We start from the raw sequence: 19,503 nt of genomic DNA on the forward strand, positions 1-19,503 counted from the left end.
TTATGACACAATTTCTTCAATACCTATTCTGGATTTCCATTATTATCGTATTCTACACATACATCGGGTACGGAATCCTATTATACCTCCTTGTCAAGATCAAAGAAAAACTCCACCCGGAACAGCCGTTAACACTTCCGGAAACTCTTCCCGATGTTACGTTACTTATAGCAGCTTACAACGAAGAAAAGATCATCAAATCAAAAATGGATAACTGTGCGACTCTCGATTACCCGAAAGACAAGTTACACGTGATCTGGGTTACCGACGGTTCCACCGATTCTACAAATATGTTATTGACCACATACCCGAACGTAACGGTTCTCTTTTCCCCCGAGCGCAAAGGAAAGACTGCTGCCCTGAACCGGGCAATGTCATTTATTAAAACATCATACACGATTTTCACGGATGCCAACACGATGCTCAACACGGAGTCGATAAAAGAAATTATGACTTGTTTCACCAATCCCAAAACGGGATGCGTGGCCGGAGAAAAACGTATCGAAAACAAGGACAAAGACAACGCTGTTTCAGGTGGAGAAGGTTTTTACTGGCGCTACGAATCAAAATTAAAAGCGTGGGATTCCAAGTTGTACTCGGCAGTAGGAGCTGCAGGGGAATTATTCGCCATCCGTACGGAATTATTCACCCCCATGCCCGAAGACACTTTACTGGATGATTTTATTCTCTCGCTACGAATTGCCATGCAAGGTTATAAAATTGCTTATTGCGACAAGGCCTACGCTATTGAATCCGGCTCCATGGATATGCACGAAGAACAAAAACGCAAAGTACGCATTGCAGCAGGGGGGGTACAATCTATCGCTCGGCTAAAAGAATTACTCAACCTATTCAAATATGGCACCCTCTCCTTTCAATATATATCACACCGGGTACTACGCTGGTCGGTTACGCCCGCTCTATTATTCCTACTATTCCCGTTGAATTTGATTCTCGTCATTATACAGGGAGCATCCCTCTACAAGCTCATATTCATCCTACAAATTATCTTTTACGTTCTAGCTTGGCTCGGGGCTATTATGGCCAAAAAACAGATAAAAATAAAGATTCTATTTATTCCTTACTACTTCATGTTCATGAATTTAAACGTGTTGAAAGCACTTTTCTATCTGAAAAAACACAAGGGTAAAGGAACTTGGGAAAAAGCGAAAAGAGGATAACAATTACAATTGAGACTTAAAATAATCTATCGTTTTCAACAACCCATCCCGCAAAGGGATCATCGGCTGCCAGCTTAACTTCATTCTAGCTAACGTTATATCCGGTCTGCGCTTTCTAGGATCATCTTCCGGGAGTGTTCCAAACACGATTCGGGACTTTGACCCTGTCAATTCCAATACCAAATTTGCCAGTTCCAACATCGTGAATTCCCCGGGATTACCAAGATTCACTGGACCGGTAAAATTATCCTCCGTGGCCATCATTCTAATCATACCATCGATTAAATCATCCACGTATTGAAAACTTCGTGTCTGGGTTCCATCACCATAAATCTCAATATCTTTTCCTTGTAAAGCATTCACGATAAAATTCGATACCACGCGCCCATCATTCTGAGCCATACGAGGTCCGTAAGTATTAAATATGCGAATAATTTTCACCACAACCCCGGCCTGACGGTGATAATCCATGCACAATGTCTCCGCACATCTCTTTCCTTCATCATAACAAGAACGCAGCCCGATAGGATTCACGTTTCCCCAGTATTCTTCATTTTGCGGATGTTTCACTGGATCACCGTAAACCTCACTCGTAGACCCCTGTAACAACTTTGCTTTAACCCCTTTCGCCAATTCCAACATATTTACCGCACCAAAAACAGAGGTATTTATAGTTTTTATCGGGTCATATTGATAGTGTACCGGAGATGCCGGACAAGCCAGATTATAAATCTCATCCACTCCCTTCATATAAGGCCAGATAATATCCCGTTCCTCCAATTCAAAATTAGGATTACCTACCAAATGCTGAATATTTTCCTTCGAACCGGTAAAAAAATTGTCTAAACAAATCACATAATTACCTGATTTTATCAATCGATCACACAAATGTGATCCCAAAAAACCTGCTCCGCCAGTCACTAATACACACTTCATAATTCACCTCTATTATTTATACAAACATATAAAAAAATATTCGGAAATCACACTAATTAGTGTGATTTCCGAATATTTATATTTACAGAGACAATTAGAACGAATATCAGTACATCTGATTCAATTGCTCTTTAATCTTGTCACTCGTGATATAATCATCGAAATCCATTCGCTTGTCTATCATCCCGTTAGGTGTCAATTCTATGATCCGGTTACAAACGGTTTGGATGATCTCATGGTCATGAGAATTCATTAAAACAATTCCTTTAAACGCCACCAATGTATTATTAAAAGCCTGAATGGATTCCAAATCCAAGTGATTGGCCGGAGAATCCAATAACAAGACATTCGCATTTGTCAACATCATCTTGGCTATCATACAACGCATCTTCTCACCCCCGGATAAAACTTTCACCCGCTTGTAAATATCCTCCCCGGAAAATAACATTTTCCCGAGGAATCCTCTTAAAAACGTTTCACTTGTATCTGCAGAGTACTGTCCCAACCACTCTACCAGAGTCATATCCGTCTGGAAATAAGCTGAATTATCCAACGGAAGATAGGCATTCGTGATCGTCACTCCCCACGTGAAACTACCCGTATCCGGTTTTTCATTTCCTGCAAGGATCTCCAACAAGGCTGTCATCGCTCTCGGATCACGTGACAGGAAGGCAATTTTATCCCCTTTCTCCACGGTAAACTCCACATCACGGAATAAGGTCTGTCCTTCGATAGATTTACTCAAATTACGAACATCCAAAATCCGGTCACCCACTTCCCGTTCCGGGGTAAAGATAATCCCGGGGTATTTCCGGGTAGAAGGTAAAATCTCCTCTACATTCAATTTCTCCAACATTTTCTTACGGCTCGTGGTTTGCTTTGACTTTGCCACGTTAGCACTAAAGCGGGAAATAAACTCCTGTAACTCTTTCTTCTTCTCCTCCGCCTTCTTATTCTTAGCTTGAGCCTGACGCAAAGCTAACTGGCTAGACTCATACCAGAAACTATAGTTACCGGCAAATAACTGAATCTTACCAAAATCAATATCTACCGAATGTGTACACACGGAATCCAGAAAATGTCGGTCATGCGATACCACTAAGACCGTGTTCTCGTAATTGGCCAGATAATTTTCCAACCACATAACCGTCTCCAAGTCCAAATCATTCGTGGGCTCGTCCAATAACAAGTTATCCGGTTTCCCGAATAGGGCCTGAGCTAACAAAACCCGTACTTTCTGCTTTCCACTTATATCTTTCATCAAGGAATAATGCAAATCTTCCTTGATACCTAATCCACTCAACAAGTTCGCCGCATCACTCTCGGCATTCCATCCGTCCATCCCGGCAAACTGCTCTTCCAGTTCGGCAGCCCGAATCCCGTCCTCATCCGAGAAATCCTCCTTCATGTATATCGCATTCTTCTCCTGCATCACCTTCCACAAAGAGGAGTGTCCCTGTAACACGGTATCCAAAACCGTACACTCGTCATAAGCAAAGTGGTCCTGTTTCAATACCGACAACCGTTCTCCCGGTCCGAACATCACGGTTCCCCGCGTTGGCTCCAAATCGCCACTCAATATTCTCAAGAACGTAGATTTCCCGGCACCATTGGCACCTATTACTCCATAACAATTCCCCGGTGTAAACTTCAAATTCACATCCCGGAACAAAGTTCTCTTCCCAAACTGAATCTCTAAATCCGAAACTGTAATCATTATTTATCTTTTTCTAAAAACGCCCGCGAAGATACACGTTAAAAAGTTGCCATGCAACTTTTTAATGCTTCTCTCCAATCCCGGATCTCCAAATTGAAAGTCTCCTTAATTTTTGTCTTATCCAAAATTGAATAAGCAGGTCTTTTTACTTTAGAAGGATATTCCTCTGTTGTCACCGGGTTCACTTTACAATTTGCCCCTGTAATCGCCACGATTTCTTTGGCAAAATCATACCACGTACAAGCACCTTCATTCGTAAAGTGATACACACCCTCCAATTCCGGGAGATCATCCCGTTCCATAATGCTAATAATAGCCTCGGCCAGATCCCCCGCATAAGTCGGCGTTCCCCACTGATCGCTCACCACGTTCAACTCGTCCCGCTCAGAAGCCAAACGGGATATTGTTTTCACGAAATTATGTCCATATCCGGAATACAGCCAAGCCGTACGGATAATAACATACAGACATCCCGATTTTTTGATTGCCTGTTCTCCTTCCAATTTTGTTCTTCCATACACGCTCTGCGGATTTGTAGCATCTTTTTCCGTGTAAGGATGATCCGATGTCCCGTCAAACACGTAATCTGTCGAGATATGGACCAGCAGACAATCCAGTTTCACGGCAGCATTGGCCAAGTTAGCCACGGCATCACGATTCAATTTCATCGCTTTTTCCTCATCGTCTTCTGCTTGGTCGACAGCCGTGTATGCAGCACAATTAATGATCGTGTCAATATCATGTGTCTCAATAAAGGCACATATCGCCTTAAAATTCGTTATATCCAATTCTTCAACATCCGTGTAAAACACGTCATCCAGCAAAGAAAAGCTACGATTTCTCAGCTCTGTACCCAATTGTCCATTCGCACCCGTGATCAATATATTAGCCATATATAATTTTAAATTTATGATTTCTACCCTTAAAACCCACTCACTTTAGCCCCCTTATCAACTTATGGATTCTTTATCATATTTTTCGAATTCAGAATTTCGACTGACAAACTCAGGTACAATATCCTTCATCATCTTCACCATCTCCGGGATATTTACCCTAGCAGCCAATTCATTCAATTTATTCAATTCATTTACGACATCAAAATAATTATACTCCCGGACTTTCGCTACCCGAATTTTGTTGTGAGCTGTCGGCAAGGTGTTCTCCTTGTTACTTAACAACTCTTCGTATAGCTTCTCCCCCGGCCTTAACCCCGTGTAGATAATGGAAATCTCCTTATCCGGATCAAATCCCGATAATTCAATCATCCGTCTTGCCATATCGGCAATCTTCACGGGACGTCCCATCTCGAAAATATAAATCTCACCTCCCATACCCATCGTTCCGGCTTCCATCACCAAACGACAAGCTTCCGGGATCGTCATGAAATAACGAATAATATCCGGATGAGTCACCGTAACAGGTCCCCCGTTGCGAATCTGTTCACGGAACCTCGGAATTACCGAACCGTTAGATCCCAACACGTTCCCAAAACGAGTCGTGATAAAACGAGTAGTTCCTACTTGCAAACCATCCCGAATGGCCACACTTAAACTTTGTACATATATCTCGGCCAAACGTTTAGAGGCTCCCATGATATTCGTCGGGTTAACCGCCTTATCCGTGGAAACCATAACAAAGCGCTCCACCCCATACTTCACGGCATGATCCGCAACATTCATAGTCCCAAACACGTTTACCCGCACGGCTTCACAGGGATTCGATTCCATCAAGGGCACGTGCTTGTAAGCTGCCGCATGGAATACCACTTGAGGATGATAATTACGGAACACAAAATCCATTCGATCAAGAGATCTCACATCCCCAATCACAGGCACAAAAGGAGTCTTCGGGAACTTATCCGTAAATTCCAACTGGATATTATGCATTGGAGTTTCAGCCGAATCCAAAAATATCAATTGCTTGATATTAAAACGTGTCAATTGACGACATAACTCGCTTCCGATAGAACCGGCAGCTCCCGTTACCATAACGACTTTCCCTTCCAATCCTTCCGCAATCTCCTTCATGTTAATCTTTATCTCGTCACGCCCAAGCAATTCCTCCAAACGGATTTCCTTCATTTGCGGACGCGGCAACTGCCCGTCACTCATCTCCTCCACGGAAGGCAGTACTAACATTTCCAACCCCAATTTCTGACAATAACGCACCAATCGTTGTTGTTCCTCTTGAGCGGTCCGATAATTCGGGAACACGATTCCATCCACCTGTAAACGCTTTACCAACCGATTAAATCCTTCTTCTCCCGTGATAAAGTATACTGATTCACCGGATAACCGGTAATGCTTATATCTTTTTCCGATAGTCAAATACCCCGTTACCTTGTAAGATGGCAAGAAACTGTTAGAAACTGCCGTACTGAGCGAGGCAGAACAATCATCCATCCCGAAGATCAACACCCGCTTTTGTTCTCCATGCAAACGAACTTTCAAAAAGTCATACAGGCTCACTAACACCACTCGCACGGAAACCAACACCACGGTAGTCGTCATCATGTCCAACAAAGCCCCTAAAATCAATCTTTCATTAGATACCTGTGGGTAGAATACATGAATCAAAGGGTAAAGAATGATCACTTTCAAAGCCATCGCTATCCCCAAACGCCAAGTTTCCCGTAACGTGGTGAAACGCATCACGACACGATGAGCATGTAATATGGCAAATGCCAAAGCACTAATGACCGCCGCCAATAATGCCAAATATGCAACCCACGACCAAACAACAGGTTCTTCCCTGACAAACCGGATAAGCCAGTAAGCAAAAACCGTTACCAAAGTTGAAAGCACAACGTCAATCCCCATCACGATCCAGCGACTCAGGTATCTCGTGTGTACAATCTTGGTAGCTAATCCATTCGGTCCAAATAAATAATTTTTCATTTAATTCCTTTTTACAACAATATCGCATCCCGCAACCTCGGATGCTTTTTATCCTTCTCCGACAATATAATATCCTCTAACGGCAATCTCCAATCTATCCCTAAATCCGGGTCATCGTAACAAATCGCCCCTTCATAATCCGGAGCGTAATATTCGTCACACTTGTACTGAAATATAGCCTCCTCACTCAAAACCGCAAATCCATGCGCAAACCCCTTAGGTAAGAAAAATTGCAATTTATTCTCTTCACTCAGCTCCACGGCAACATACTTCCCGAAAGTCGGTGAACCTTTACGAATATCCACGGCAACATCCAAAACACGACCTTTCACCACTCTCACCAGTTTCGCCTGTGTATATGGAGGTAATTGATAATGCAAACCCCGTAAAACACCATATTTAGATTTAGATTCATTATCCTGCACAAACACCGTTTTACTTACCTTCTCTTCAAAATGTTTTAAAGAAAAACTTTCGAAGAAATATCCCCGATCATCACCGAACACCCGCGGTTCAAGTATAAAAACACCTTCTATTTCAGTCCCAATAACCTTCATTATAATTGAAAATTGAAAATTGAAAATTGAAAATGTACCTAATGGTACAATTTCATATTTCAATTTACAGATTATACATTGATTCGTAATACTTCATGTATTCCCCACTCGTCACGTTATCCAACCAATCCTGATTCTCCAAATACCATTTTACCGTTTTTTCAATCCCCTCCTCGAACTGCAAGGAAGGCTCCCAACCCAACTCTTCATGTAATTTAGTGGAATCAATAGCGTAACGCAAATCGTGCCCGGCCCGGTCTGTTACATACGTGATCAGCTTCTCGGAAGTTCCTTCCGGACGGCCTAATAAACGATCAGTAACCTTTATCATGACCTTGATCAGATCAATATTTTTCCATTCGTTAAACCCGCCTATATTGTAAGTGTCCCCCACTTTACCTTTATGGAATATCAAATCAATTGCCCGTGCATGATCCTCCACGAACAACCAATCCCTCACGTTCTCTCCTGTTCCATACACAGGAAGTGGTTTATTATGACGAATATTGTTTATAAACAACGGGATCAACTTCTCCGGGAACTGGTAAGTTCCGTAATTGTTAGAACAATTAGAAATTTTCACGGGCAAACCGTAAGTGTCATGATAAGCTCTCACGAAATGATCCGAAGAGGCTTTCGATGCCGAATAGGGAGAATGAGGATCGTATTTTGTAGTCTCCAAAAAGAAACCTCCATTCGGTTGCAAAGAACCATACACTTCATCCGTTGAAACATGATAAAATAGTTTTCCGTCAAAATCACCCTCCCAAGCCAACTTCGCTGCTTGCAACAAGCTTAACGTTCCCATTACATTTGTCTGGGCAAAAGAAAACGGATCTTTGATAGATCGATCCACGTGACTCTCTGCTGCCAAATGGATTACCCCATCTATTTCATATTCAGCAAAAACCTCACGCATTTTCTCAAAGTCACAAATATCCGCTTTCACGAACTTGTAATTCGGTATGTTCTCAATATCCTTCAAATTAGCAAGGTTACCCGCATAAGTCAACTTATCCAAATTGACAATACGATATTCCGGATACTTGTTTACCATTAGCCGAACCAGATGCGAACCGATAAATCCGGCCCCGCCAGTGATTAATAAATTTTTCATTCTTCAAAATTTAGTTTCAAGTTTGCAGGTTACAAGTTGCAGGTTGTAGAATCCAGATAAGTAATTAACTTACAACATCTTTAGATAAACCATACAATCGGACAATAACCCGTTTACCTTTATTTCATCTATATTTTAGTTACAAGTTTACAGGTTACAAGTTGCTGGTTGTGGAATCCAAATAAGTAATTAATTTACTGATACCTTTGGATAGAACCATACAATCAGACAATAACCCGTTTACTTTTATTTCGTTTATATACTTCAAGTCTTTAGCTAAATACAGCATACTCCTGACTTCACCACAACTTCCCCTCGATATTTGCAAAAACTTCTTAAACATCACATTACCACCAGCCTCATACCCCTCCGCAATATTATTCATCACCGAAACCGCCGCCCTTCTAACCTGATCATTAAACCCATAATCCTTCACTCCTGCAGTGTACAAGTAAACCTGATTTACCAACAAACGGGCATCCTGCCAAATCTTAAAATCCTCAAAACACCTAACCGTCCCCATAAACAATTTATAACCTGTAAATAACTTGTAACCTGTAACCTGCCAACCTGCAACTTATTGAAATTACTGCAATAATTTCAATAAATACTGTCCATACTGGTTTTTGATCATCGGTTGAGCCACAGCCCTCAAACGCTCCGCATCTATCCATCCCTTCATATAGGCAATCTCTTCCAAACAAGCAATCTTCAGCCCTTGACGTTTCTCGATAACTTCTACAAAATTAGAAGCTTCAGCCAATGAATCATGAGTTCCCGTATCCAACCAAGCAAATCCACGTCCCAACAACTGAACTTTTAAGTCACCCGCTTCTAAAAAGGTCTGATTCACAGAAGTAATTTCCAACTCTCCGCGAGCGGACGGTTTTATCTCTTTAGCAACACGAACCACTTCGTTCGGATAAAAATACAACCCGACCACGGCATAATTCGATTTCGGATTCTTCGGTTTTTCTTCAATACTCAGCACATTTCCGTCTTGATCGAATTCGGCCACCCCGTAACGTTCCGGATCATTTACCCAATAACCGAAAACAGTTGCTTTATCCTCCCCTTCCGCGGCTTTCACGGCATCTAACAACATTCCTGTAAAATGCTGTCCATAAAAAATATTATCTCCCAACACCAAGCAAACCGAATCATTTCCGATAAACTCCTCCCCGATAATAAATGCTTGTGCTAACCCATCCGGGCTTGGCTGTTCTGCATACGTGAAATGAACCCCGTAATCGGAGCCATCACCGAGTAAACGCTCGAACCCCGGTAAATCCTGCGGGGTTGAAATAATTAAAATATCCTTGATTCCCGCCAGCATTAATACTGAAATGGGATAATATACCATTGGCTTATCATATATCGGCAATAACTGCTTTGATACGCCTTTCGTAATTGGATATAACCTGGTCCCGGATCCACCGGCTAATACAATTCCTTTCATATCATTAAATTCTGACGCGAAGTTATCATTTTATTTATAGGCTCCAGTATTTCATCAGGTGAATTTTTCCCCTGTAAATTCCTTTTATATCTCCTAATACAGCGTGTTCGTATGTCAATCCACGGAAATACTCCTCGTCCAGATCCATGTACTCCTTATGCGCTACTGCCACGATGACAGCATCATAATTTGCCCGGGGCTTCTCGATCAACTTAAAACCGTATTCATGCATCACTTCTTCGGAATCTGCATTCGGGTCCGTGACATCTACATCCACGCCAAAATCTTTCAACTCGTTCACTATATCCACGACTTTCGAATTCCGAATATCCGATACATCCTCTTTAAACGTAACCCCCATAACCAACACTCGAGCGCCCAAGATATTCTTTCCCATCCCGATCATCTTCTTCACAATCTTCTTGGCTATATATCCTCCCATCGAATCATTTACAAACCGCCCGGCATTAATCATTTGCGGATGATACTTCAACTCTTTTGCCTTATGCACCAAGTAATAGGGATCGACCCCGATGCAATGTCCTCCCACTAAACCGGGATAAAACTTCAAGAAATTCCATTTCGTCCCCGCGGCCTCCAGCACGTCATACGTGTTGATACCAATACGGCTGAAAATAATGGATAACTCGTTCATCAGAGCTATATTCACATCCCGTTGTGTATTTTCAATAATCTTCCCGGCCTCAGCCACCTTAATATTCGGAGCCCGATGTACTCCCGGTTTCACTACTAACTCGTAAACCTTAGCCACCGTTTCCAAAGTCTCTGCATCACATCCAGAAACAATCTTTACCGTGTTAGCCAACGTATGAACCTTGTCGCCCGGATTAATACGTTCCGGAGAATAACCGATCTTAAAATCAATTCCAACTTTCAGTCCGGAAACCTCTTCCAACACCGGGACACAATCTTCTTCCGTACAACCCGGATAAACCGTAGATTCATAAACCACGTAATCTCCCTTCTTTAAAGCCATTCCTACCGTGCGGGATGCCGCCAGCAGGGGTTTCAAATCCGGTTGATTAAACCTATCTATCGGGGTCGGAACCGCCACGATAAAAAACGACGCTTCCCGTAACTCATCCACGGAAGAAGTAAAATAAATATCGCTATTCTCAAACGCATCCGTCCCCAACTCATTACACGGGTCGATTTTCTTTCTCATCTTTGCCAACCGTTCCTCGTTAATATCAAAACCGATCACGGAAATCCTCTTGGCAAACTCCAGTGCTATCGGTAACCCGACATACCCCAACCCGACTAATGCCAACTTTGCCTTTTTATTTAGTAACTTATTATACATACACAATAATTTAAAATGTAGAGTTTAGAATTTAGAGGAGAAAGAATCTGTAACTCGTCCAAAGCGAACGCTCGTGCGACTAAAATCTAAAATCATAAATCTAAAATTAATCAAGTCTATCTTCCGGCCCCAACGGACGGTACGGCCCATCTTTCACTTCAAAAATCACGGTTCCTTTTTCCACGACTTCCAACGTGTGCCATTGCCCGGCAGGTATATGAATACCATATTCACCTTTCAACGGATTCAAGGTCACGGACTCGGTTACCCGCTTGTCATCATCATAAAAAAACACGTTAATTTCACCACGCAGCACGATATAAGTCTCCGCGGTAAAACAATGTCTATGCACAGGTAATTCCGTCCCCGGCTCCAGAGCATTCAACAAGCGTTGGGCATTAGCCTCCAACGTATCGTGAAAATTATAATTCATCCTCAGACGCGGACTCTCCGCAGCCTGCCGAGAAACCTCATCTAACAACCCATTATCAATAATCTTCATTTTCCCTTTATTTTTAGTTTTTACCCTTAGTTTTTAATTTTTTATCTTTCAGTTTTTAATTTTTTATCTTTCAGTTTTTAACTTTTATCTTTTAGTTTTTATCACCTTCCCCAACCGAAAGGATGTTTTACCAATGGTAATTTAGCCAAGGGATGATAATCCCCTTTTAAACCAATTGGGGTTGCGTGTCGAATATCATGAACTATCCCAATACAATTACGGGCTTCTTCTATACGGAACCCTTCTCCTGCCAGAATTTTCCGATAACTCTCGGTATGCAATTCCGTGAATCCTTGACTAAATTCAAATTCCTCCCCCTCAATACGGATAGAACGATAAGTTCTTTTCTCCCCTTGTACGGCATTTTCCGGTAAATTATCAGCATTTATACTCAAAAAATAACGTACACGAGCCTTTTCCAATCCCAAAAAACCGGCAACTCGGTCGTGACTCATCACATGCACGATATTCTCCTTTACCGGACCAAAAATCCATGACAACATATCATAAAAATGGACCCCGATATTCGTGGCGACACCTCCACTCTTCCGCTCGTCTCCTTTCCAACTCGTGTAATACCAATTTCCGCGAGAAGTAATATAAGTCAAATCCACGTCATACACCTTGTCTTTCGGTCCTTCCTCGATCTTCTTTTTCAAAGCTTTTATTGACTCGTGTAAACGCAATTGCAGGATTGTGTACCCTTTATGCCCTGTCTCTTTCTCCACGTCCTCCAATGCATCTATATTCCAAGGATTCAATACCAACGGTTTCTCGCAAATCACATCAGCCCCCAAACGCAAACCATAACGGATATGAGCGTCGTGCAAATAATTCGGCGTACAGATTGATACCATATCCACCCGTTCGTCTGTCTTCTTCAATTTTGAACAATGACGATCGAACAACTCCATCTCCGTGAAAAAAGAACAATTCGGGAAATAACTATCCATGATGCCCACGCTGTCAAACTTGTCATAAGCAGCTACCAACTGATTCCCTGTGTCTTTTATAGCTCGCAAATGCCTTGGAGCTATATATCCTGCCACGCCAATAATTGCAAAATTCTTCATATCCATTTTATTAATTCTTTACTCACGTCTACCTTTGGGTCAAATTAAAAATTTGAACTTCAAAAATATAACATTAATACTTTACATCAAACGAAAGAAGGACGAAATTCGAAGTTATTTTTCCTTCGTACATTTCAATGCCTCGTACAAAACTTCTATCGGATGCAACGCCTGTTTCCCCGTACCATCCTTTATTTGTTGTCGGCAACTCGTTCCCGGAGCTGAAATACAAACATCCTCTCCAGCACCCCTCACGGCAGGAAATAACACTTGTTCCCCGATTTTCATGGACAACTCGTAATGTTTTTTCTCGTACCCGAAAGCTCCCGCCATCCCACAACATCCGGAAGGAATAACCTCCACGCTATAATTCACTGGCAAAGATAACATTTCTCTAGAAGGCTCGACAGAAACCAACGACTTTTGGTGACAATGCCCATGCAACATAATCTTCAACGGTTGATCAGTAAATTGTTCTGCCCGGATTCTTCCGGCACGAATCTCCCGGGTAAAAAACTCGTCATACAACAAGCAATTTTTCCCTAACCTCACGGCCTCTTCCTTCAAATCATCTCCTACCAAATCCGGGTATTCATCCCGGAACGATAATATACACGAAGGCTCAATACCTATCAATGGAATATTTTCTGTAACCAAGCTTTTCAACAATAGTACATTCTTCCGGGCCACTCCTTTCGCCACCTTCAACATACCTTTCGAAATCGCTGTCCGTCCACTTTCCACGTGTTTCGGTATAATAACCTCATACCCTAACCGATCCAGTAATTCAATCATCTTTATCCCGATCTCCACGTCCATGTAATTGGTAAACTCATCGGCAAAAAGAAACACTCTTCCCACGATCTCACCCCTATTCTTTCGCCGATAACGACCAAGCCAATGTTTCAACGTGGTCTTATAAAGAGTAGGAATCGCCCGCTCCGGGGCAAAATGCAACATTCGTTTCAACATCCCGCCTGTCATCCGGTTTCGAACGACGGCATTATAAAACCACGGAAAGATCGTACCCAAACGCTGAATTTCTGTCAAACGGGCAATCAAAAAAGCCTTCATCGGCACCCCGCACACATCATAATGCTGTTGCAGGAACTCTGCCTTAAAACGAGCAATATCCACGTTAGAAGGACATTCTGATTTACACGCTTTACATGAAACACAGGTATCTAACACTTCTAAAATCTCCCGCTGATCATATATCTTTTTCGTTCTCGGACGAGTCATCAACTCCCGTAACGTATTCGCCCTAGCCCGTGTCGTATGACTCTCTTCCCTTGTGGCATGAAAACTCGGACACATCGTACCACCAAAAGCATATGATTTCCGACAATCTCCCGAACCGTTACATTGCTCAATGGCGCACAACCAACCTTTTTCCTTCGAAAAATCAAAATAAGTACGACTCGTCACGTTCGAATCCCCTATCTCATATCGAAGAGAGGTATCCATGGGCGGCGTGTTCACAATCTTCCTCGCATTAAAAATGCCCTTCGGGTCCCAACAAGCTTTAGTCTCCTGCATCAAGTCATACACCTTCTCCCCGAACAACAATGGAATAAACTCCCCTCGTAAACGTCCGTCACCATGTTCTCCACTTAAAGAGCCGCGATGCTTTTTCACCAACTTAGCCGTCTCTTCCGCCACACGCCGGAATAACACCCGGTCATTCTCCTCCTTCAAATTCAACACGGGACGTAAATGTAACTCACCCGTACTGATATGTGCATGATACACGCACTTCAATCCCAGTCGTTCCAGCATCTCCCCGAAATCCTTCATGTAAGCAGGTAACCGTTCCGGAGCCACGGCTGTATCCTCGATCACAGACACGGGTTTCGCATTCCCCGGCATTCCGGACAACAACCCTAGTCCCGCCTTCCGTAAACTCCACACCCGGTTAATATCACTCCCGTACACTCTCGGGAAATGATACCCATACCCGTGCATCTTCATATCCGTTTCGATCTGGTCTGCCACCCAATCCACCTCTTCTCTGCTTTCCTGTGCCAACTCAACAATCAGTATTGCAGCAGGATCACCTTGAACGAAAAAACGGTTCTTATTTTGTTCTATATTTCCTTTACTTAGTTCTAATATATTCTGATCCATTAACTCGATAGCCACCGGGTGGTGTTTCAATGCGACCAGATTTCCCTCAAACGCCTCCTCTAATGTCCTACAATGTACACAAATTACCGCCTTTTCTTTGGGTGGTAACGGGACAAGATTCAATTTCAACTCGGTCACAAATGCCAGAGTTCCTTCCGATCCGGCTAATAACTTGCACAAATTAAACTTTTCCTCATAAGCAACATCAAAGTAATCCGAGTACAACAATTGATCAATGGCATACCCAGAATTTCTTCTCTGCAAAGCCGGGTCCGGAAAATGTTGAATAATCTCCTCTCTATTATTTTCCAACATCTCCACAGAACACCTGTATATCTTTCCCTCCAACGTGTCTTCCGTCATCTTATCCCTCACCTCATCTTTATTCATTCCCTTCAACCAAGCCTCCTCCCCGTCACTCAAAATAACTTTTGCCTCCAAAAGATGATCCCGGGTGCTCCCATACACTAAAGAATGAGAACCGCACGAATTATTTCCCACCATTCCTCCCAAACAACAACGATTAGAAGTAGAAGTCTCCGGCCCAAAGAACAATCCCAACGACTTTACCCGCATATTCAATTCATCCAGCACTACCCCCGGTTCAACCCGAACCCAATGTTCTTTTTCATTTATCTCTAGCACGTGATTCATATACCGGGACACATCAACGACCACCCCATTCCCTACCACCTGTCCCGCTAAAGAAGTTCCTGCGGCACGAGGAATCAATGTAATCCCATTTTTTCTGGCAAACTTGATACATTCCTTCACGTCCGAGGCATCCCGAGGATATACAACAGCCAATGGCATCTCCCGATAAGCCGATGCGTCTGTCGCATAAATCATTTGATGAAGAGAATCCGTCATCACGTCTCCCTTCATATTTCGTGCTAACTGTTCAAAATCAATCATTTTCAAAGACTATCAAATATTTTATCACACGTCCCGGTCCCCACGTACCGCAAAGGTAAAAAACTTCTCACAAAAAGAGGTATGCCAATACATTTTGACACACCTCCTGTAATATGAAAACCGGATCCCCGATTACAAACTTATTCTTTTATAAACCGTTTCAATTTATCATTTCCAAAAATATTAGCCACGAAAGGTAATGCCAAAACCATACCCACTCCAGCAAAGCCTCCCAAGAACGTAAACAACACGCAAATCAATCCCCTTTTAGGTTTAGAACGTTCAATCGGAACTACAACCGGTTCCACGATCGTCAAAATCGGTGTGGTTTCATTCACGGCAATCTTAGCCTGTTCCATCTGTTTTGCCAACTCGGAATACACGCTATAAGCAAGATTATATTCATTCGTTAAAGCCTCCTCCTGAGTCTTTGCCACGGCAGAAGAAAAACTTTTGTTCGCATCTCTGAAACGAGCCAAACTATCCTGCATCTTCTCATAACGTTTTTTTGCAGCATCATATTGTTGCTCCACGAAAGTCAAATTTGACTTCACCTTCTCGATTTTAAAATCCGTAATATACGTCTGTAACAACTCTTGAGCCCGTTCAGCCAACTGAGCTACAGCCAAAGGTTCTCCCAAGGACGCAGACAATTGCACGTAACCGTCTTTATCATTCACGTTCAAAGAAATCATATCATTCAACATCTCCGACATCTTCTTCTCATCCTTTGAAAGAGACTGAATCGCACTTCCCTGCCCCGCAGAAATCATCGTTGTATCTTCTCCCCGAATTGCATTTATGATCACTCCCGGTAAACCAATCGTATATTTCGCAATTGTACCTCCCAAACTAAATTTCTGGTACTCATCCTTTGTATAATAATCCAATAACGTGATCGGTTGATCATACTCTTCAAACTTCAATGGAGTTGCCATCAAGTCCTTCTTAAAAGGAATACTTGCCACAATTTTAGGATAAATTGTCGGAGATAAAACTTCACCACCAGAAGCCCCACCTAAATTAATTCCGACCATGGATGCCAGTCCACTCAAATTTCCACCAACTTTCTTATCCCCGGATTGAGGCACCATCGTACATCCGGCAGTATATTCTTTCGGACTAAACAGGGCCACTAATACCCCTAGTACCATAAACACGACTGTAATCTTCAGTATCAGTTTCCGGTTTTTCCACAACTTCCGGACCACCTCTACCAAATCAATTTCTTCCTCCTGTGGCATCTGATTTGCCTGCTTTACTTCCTGTTCCATACTATTTCGTGTTGTTAAGAATTGCAGTAACCATTGCCGCTATCGAAGTCGTTGATGACGCCAAACTCAAAATTTCCGGTAAGCCCATCCGATTTTTGTTCATGGATTTCAACGGAACAATAATCTCGCATCCCGGCTCTATCTTTGTACGATTTCCCTTGCATACAGCAAGCGTCCCGTTTGGATAAAGCACATATGCTCTCCGTTTTTTCGCATCCACACTATACCCTCCGGCATTTTCCACGTAATCCTTATATTTCATTTTCTTGTGATAAGTTACAGCATTAGGATGCATCACCGCACCACTAATCTTAACTGTATTCACGTAATTAGAAACGTGCAACACATCACCTTCACGAAGTACCAAGTCTGCCTCTCCTCCCGGATTTTCCAATGCCTTTTTCAAATCGATTCCCACGTAATAAACCTTTTCCAAAGACATACTATCTATCACTAAAGAATCACGACTGGAATGTTTAGCTAACTGCAAAGCAGAACTAACTCTTGCCAATTCATCAGCATTCATCCGACGCAACAAACGAGCCCCATTCACGTAGGCTTTAGAAGTAACCCCGCCAGCCCGTTTTACAATATCAGAAAGACGATCATTGGATGAACGCTTTGCGTATACACCAGGGTAAAGTACCTCGCCATTCACCGTCACGTTCTGCTGTTCACGGTATCCCGGGGAACGACGAACATATATCTCATCAAAAGGTTCAAGTGTAAATTCAGGATCTCCTTCCACAACCAAACCATTCTTCAAACCAAATGTAAATAATTCAGCCTCAGCCGGAGCTTCCTCCGTACTATTAGGAGACTTTATTCTTCGGGAAACATCCACACGTACCATGGAGGCCGACTCCAACAAACCACCCGCTTGCAACACGGCATCTTCCAACGTCATATTATCCACGAAAGGATATTTTCGAGGATCCTTTACTTCTCCCCGAATATCAATCACATAATCTCCCCGCAATTGAGTTGCAGAAGGTACATACAAACGATCATTCTTTTTCAATGGAATATCGTCAATCTCACCTCTTAGCAATTTTCCCAAATCAACAGCAAGCATTTCTTGACTTAAATCCTCTTTCTCACGATATAAAATAGTTCTATTTAAAAAGGCATCTTCCCGCGGTCCTTCCACCACGTTTACCAAATCCTTCACGGTCTTTATCGAATTATTTATCGCGTAATTTCCCGGCCGATATACCGCCCCAGTCACGGATACTCGATTTTCGTACCGACTTATGATAGGATCAATCATAACAGAATCACCATCAGCTAACGTAAAGTCAACAAAATCCTCGTTATTTACAGTATATATTTGAAACTCGGAGTCTCCCTTACGGCTCACATTTACATTCTTCTTGTAAGCATCACTAGTAAACCCCCCAGCATACTCCAATAATTTACTCAGGCTCTCCTCTCCCTTCATCTCGTAACGCATCGGACGTTTCACTTTACCAGCTACAGTGACAATTTTCTCGTAAGTACCCACGTTAATCAAATCACCATCCTGCAAAGTAATATCAAAACTATTATTACCATTCATGATATAATCATAAACATCCACGTGCTTAAAGGCTTTTCCATTCCTATACAACACGACATCACGCAAAGTTCCCACGTTATTTACACCTCCTGCCGCATACAATGCGTGAAACACCGTTGCCAAAGAGGGCAACATATAAGTCCCAGGCATGACAATCTCCCCCATCACGTTCACCTGAATACTTCGAATTTGTCCCAACGATACTTTCAAAAATGTTGATGGATTTTCCGACGCTAAATCTGAATAGATACGACTAAACATCGTTTTTAAATAAGAAGATGCCTCTTGAATCCGTTTCCCATTCAAATAAATCGGTCCTATATTCGATACGTTTATACTCCCCTCCGGGGATATCACCTGCCGAACAGTCGCTTCCGAATTTCCCCATATATCAATGATAACCTCGTCTCCTGGCCCCAACACATAATTCTCCGGTGTAGGAATATTCAAACTCGGTTCAAAAGTTAAATTTTTATTACTAAACAAATTTCGCCCGAAAATACTATTCTTATCCCCTTCTGTAACCAACACCACATCCCGATTCTCTAACGAGATAGTCTCTATACGCTCTCTATTTTCTTGAGCCAAACCTCCCTGCTTTCCTGAATTCTCTCTCTCGTAATTCTCCTTGATTCTCAACACCTGCTCTTTCGTGACGCCTTTTTGCGATAACATCAAAATAATCTCATCTTGACTTTTTCCTTGAGCCTGTGCGGACTTCACGGCTTCAATAACTTGTGCATCGGTCATCTGCGCACAAGCAATTCCCGTGACGCCAAGCATAAGTACAATAAAAATTAAAAATCTCATATTACTTTTTTTGAATGTTTTTTATGCAACCATCCCACAGGTTCATCTTTCTTGAT

At 42.4% G+C, this 19,503-nt stretch carries 15 protein-coding genes; 1 reads left to right on the top strand and 14 read right to left on the bottom strand.

Going from position 1 to position 19,503, the window contains the following annotated elements:
• The first annotated feature begins 2 nt into the window (after positions 1–2).
• Positions 3–1,181 (top strand): glycosyltransferase family 2 protein, encoded by a 1,179-nt coding sequence (locus tag I2I33_RS07510; RefSeq protein WP_087422392.1) that lies wholly within the window; start codon positions 3–5, stop codon positions 1,179–1,181.
• Between the two features lie 3 nt (positions 1,182–1,184).
• Here the strand turns inward: I2I33_RS07510 and I2I33_RS07515 are convergent, their stop codons facing one another.
• From I2I33_RS07515 to I2I33_RS07580, 14 genes are all read right to left on the bottom strand, one after another.
• Positions 1,185–2,117, bottom strand: a complete 933-nt coding sequence (locus I2I33_RS07515; RefSeq protein WP_087422393.1) for a UDP-glucuronic acid decarboxylase family protein — start codon at positions 2,115–2,117, stop codon at positions 1,185–1,187.
• Between the two features lie 106 nt (positions 2,118–2,223).
• On the bottom strand, positions 2,224–3,834 hold the full coding sequence (locus I2I33_RS07520) for an ABC-F family ATP-binding cassette domain-containing protein (RefSeq protein ID WP_087422394.1): 1,611 nt from the start codon (positions 3,832–3,834) through the stop codon (positions 2,224–2,226).
• Between the two features lie 38 nt (positions 3,835–3,872).
• Positions 3,873–4,727 carry a dTDP-4-dehydrorhamnose reductase gene (gene rfbD / locus I2I33_RS07525; protein ID WP_087422395.1) on the bottom strand — a complete coding sequence of 285 codons (855 nt, stop codon included), beginning with the start codon at positions 4,725–4,727 and terminating at the stop codon, positions 3,873–3,875.
• Positions 4,728–4,784: 57 nt separating this feature from the next.
• Positions 4,785–6,731: a polysaccharide biosynthesis protein gene (locus tag I2I33_RS07530; RefSeq protein ID WP_087422396.1), complete on the bottom strand. Its 1,947-nt coding sequence runs from the start codon at positions 6,729–6,731 to the stop codon at positions 4,785–4,787.
• Positions 6,732–6,742: 11 nt separating this feature from the next.
• Positions 6,743–7,288 (bottom strand): dTDP-4-dehydrorhamnose 3,5-epimerase, encoded by a 546-nt coding sequence (gene rfbC / locus I2I33_RS07535; protein ID WP_087422397.1) that lies wholly within the window; start codon positions 7,286–7,288, stop codon positions 6,743–6,745.
• A gap of 64 nt (positions 7,289–7,352) precedes the next feature.
• Positions 7,353–8,405: a dTDP-glucose 4,6-dehydratase gene (gene rfbB, locus I2I33_RS07540; RefSeq protein ID WP_087422398.1), complete on the bottom strand. Its 1,053-nt coding sequence runs from the start codon at positions 8,403–8,405 to the stop codon at positions 7,353–7,355.
• Between the two features lie 154 nt (positions 8,406–8,559).
• Entirely contained in the window at positions 8,560–8,928 is a 369-nt protein-coding gene (locus tag I2I33_RS07545) for a four helix bundle protein (protein ID WP_087422399.1), read from the bottom strand.
• 63 nt (positions 8,929–8,991) lie between these two features.
• Positions 8,992–9,864: a glucose-1-phosphate thymidylyltransferase RfbA gene (gene rfbA / locus I2I33_RS07550; protein WP_087422400.1), complete on the bottom strand. Its 873-nt coding sequence runs from the start codon at positions 9,862–9,864 to the stop codon at positions 8,992–8,994.
• Between the two features lie 34 nt (positions 9,865–9,898).
• Positions 9,899–11,188, bottom strand: a complete 1,290-nt coding sequence (locus tag I2I33_RS07555; RefSeq protein ID WP_087422401.1) for a nucleotide sugar dehydrogenase — start codon at positions 11,186–11,188, stop codon at positions 9,899–9,901.
• A 106-nt stretch (positions 11,189–11,294) separates the two neighbouring features.
• Positions 11,295–11,690 (bottom strand): WbuC family cupin fold metalloprotein, encoded by a 396-nt coding sequence (locus tag I2I33_RS07560; protein WP_087422402.1) that lies wholly within the window; start codon positions 11,688–11,690, stop codon positions 11,295–11,297.
• 101 nt (positions 11,691–11,791) lie between these two features.
• A complete protein-coding gene (locus I2I33_RS07565) occupies positions 11,792–12,763 on the bottom strand; it encodes a Gfo/Idh/MocA family protein (RefSeq protein ID WP_087422508.1) in 972 nt (323 codons plus the stop codon).
• Positions 12,764–12,877: 114 nt separating this feature from the next.
• Entirely contained in the window at positions 12,878–15,805 is a 2,928-nt protein-coding gene (locus tag I2I33_RS07570; RefSeq protein WP_195666785.1) for an FAD-binding and (Fe-S)-binding domain-containing protein, read from the bottom strand.
• A gap of 140 nt (positions 15,806–15,945) precedes the next feature.
• Entirely contained in the window at positions 15,946–17,079 is a 1,134-nt protein-coding gene (locus I2I33_RS07575; protein WP_087422403.1) for a Wzz/FepE/Etk N-terminal domain-containing protein, read from the bottom strand.
• A 1-nt stretch (position 17,080) separates the two neighbouring features.
• Positions 17,081–19,447, bottom strand: coding sequence for an SLBB domain-containing protein (locus I2I33_RS07580; RefSeq protein WP_087422404.1), 2,367 nt, complete (start codon positions 19,445–19,447; stop codon positions 17,081–17,083).
• Positions 19,448–19,503: the final 56 nt, after the last annotated feature.

The organism is Butyricimonas sp. BSD2780061689_150309_C8, from assembly GCF_015560935.1.
Taxonomy (GTDB): domain Bacteria; phylum Bacteroidota; class Bacteroidia; order Bacteroidales; family Marinifilaceae; genus Butyricimonas; species Butyricimonas paravirosa.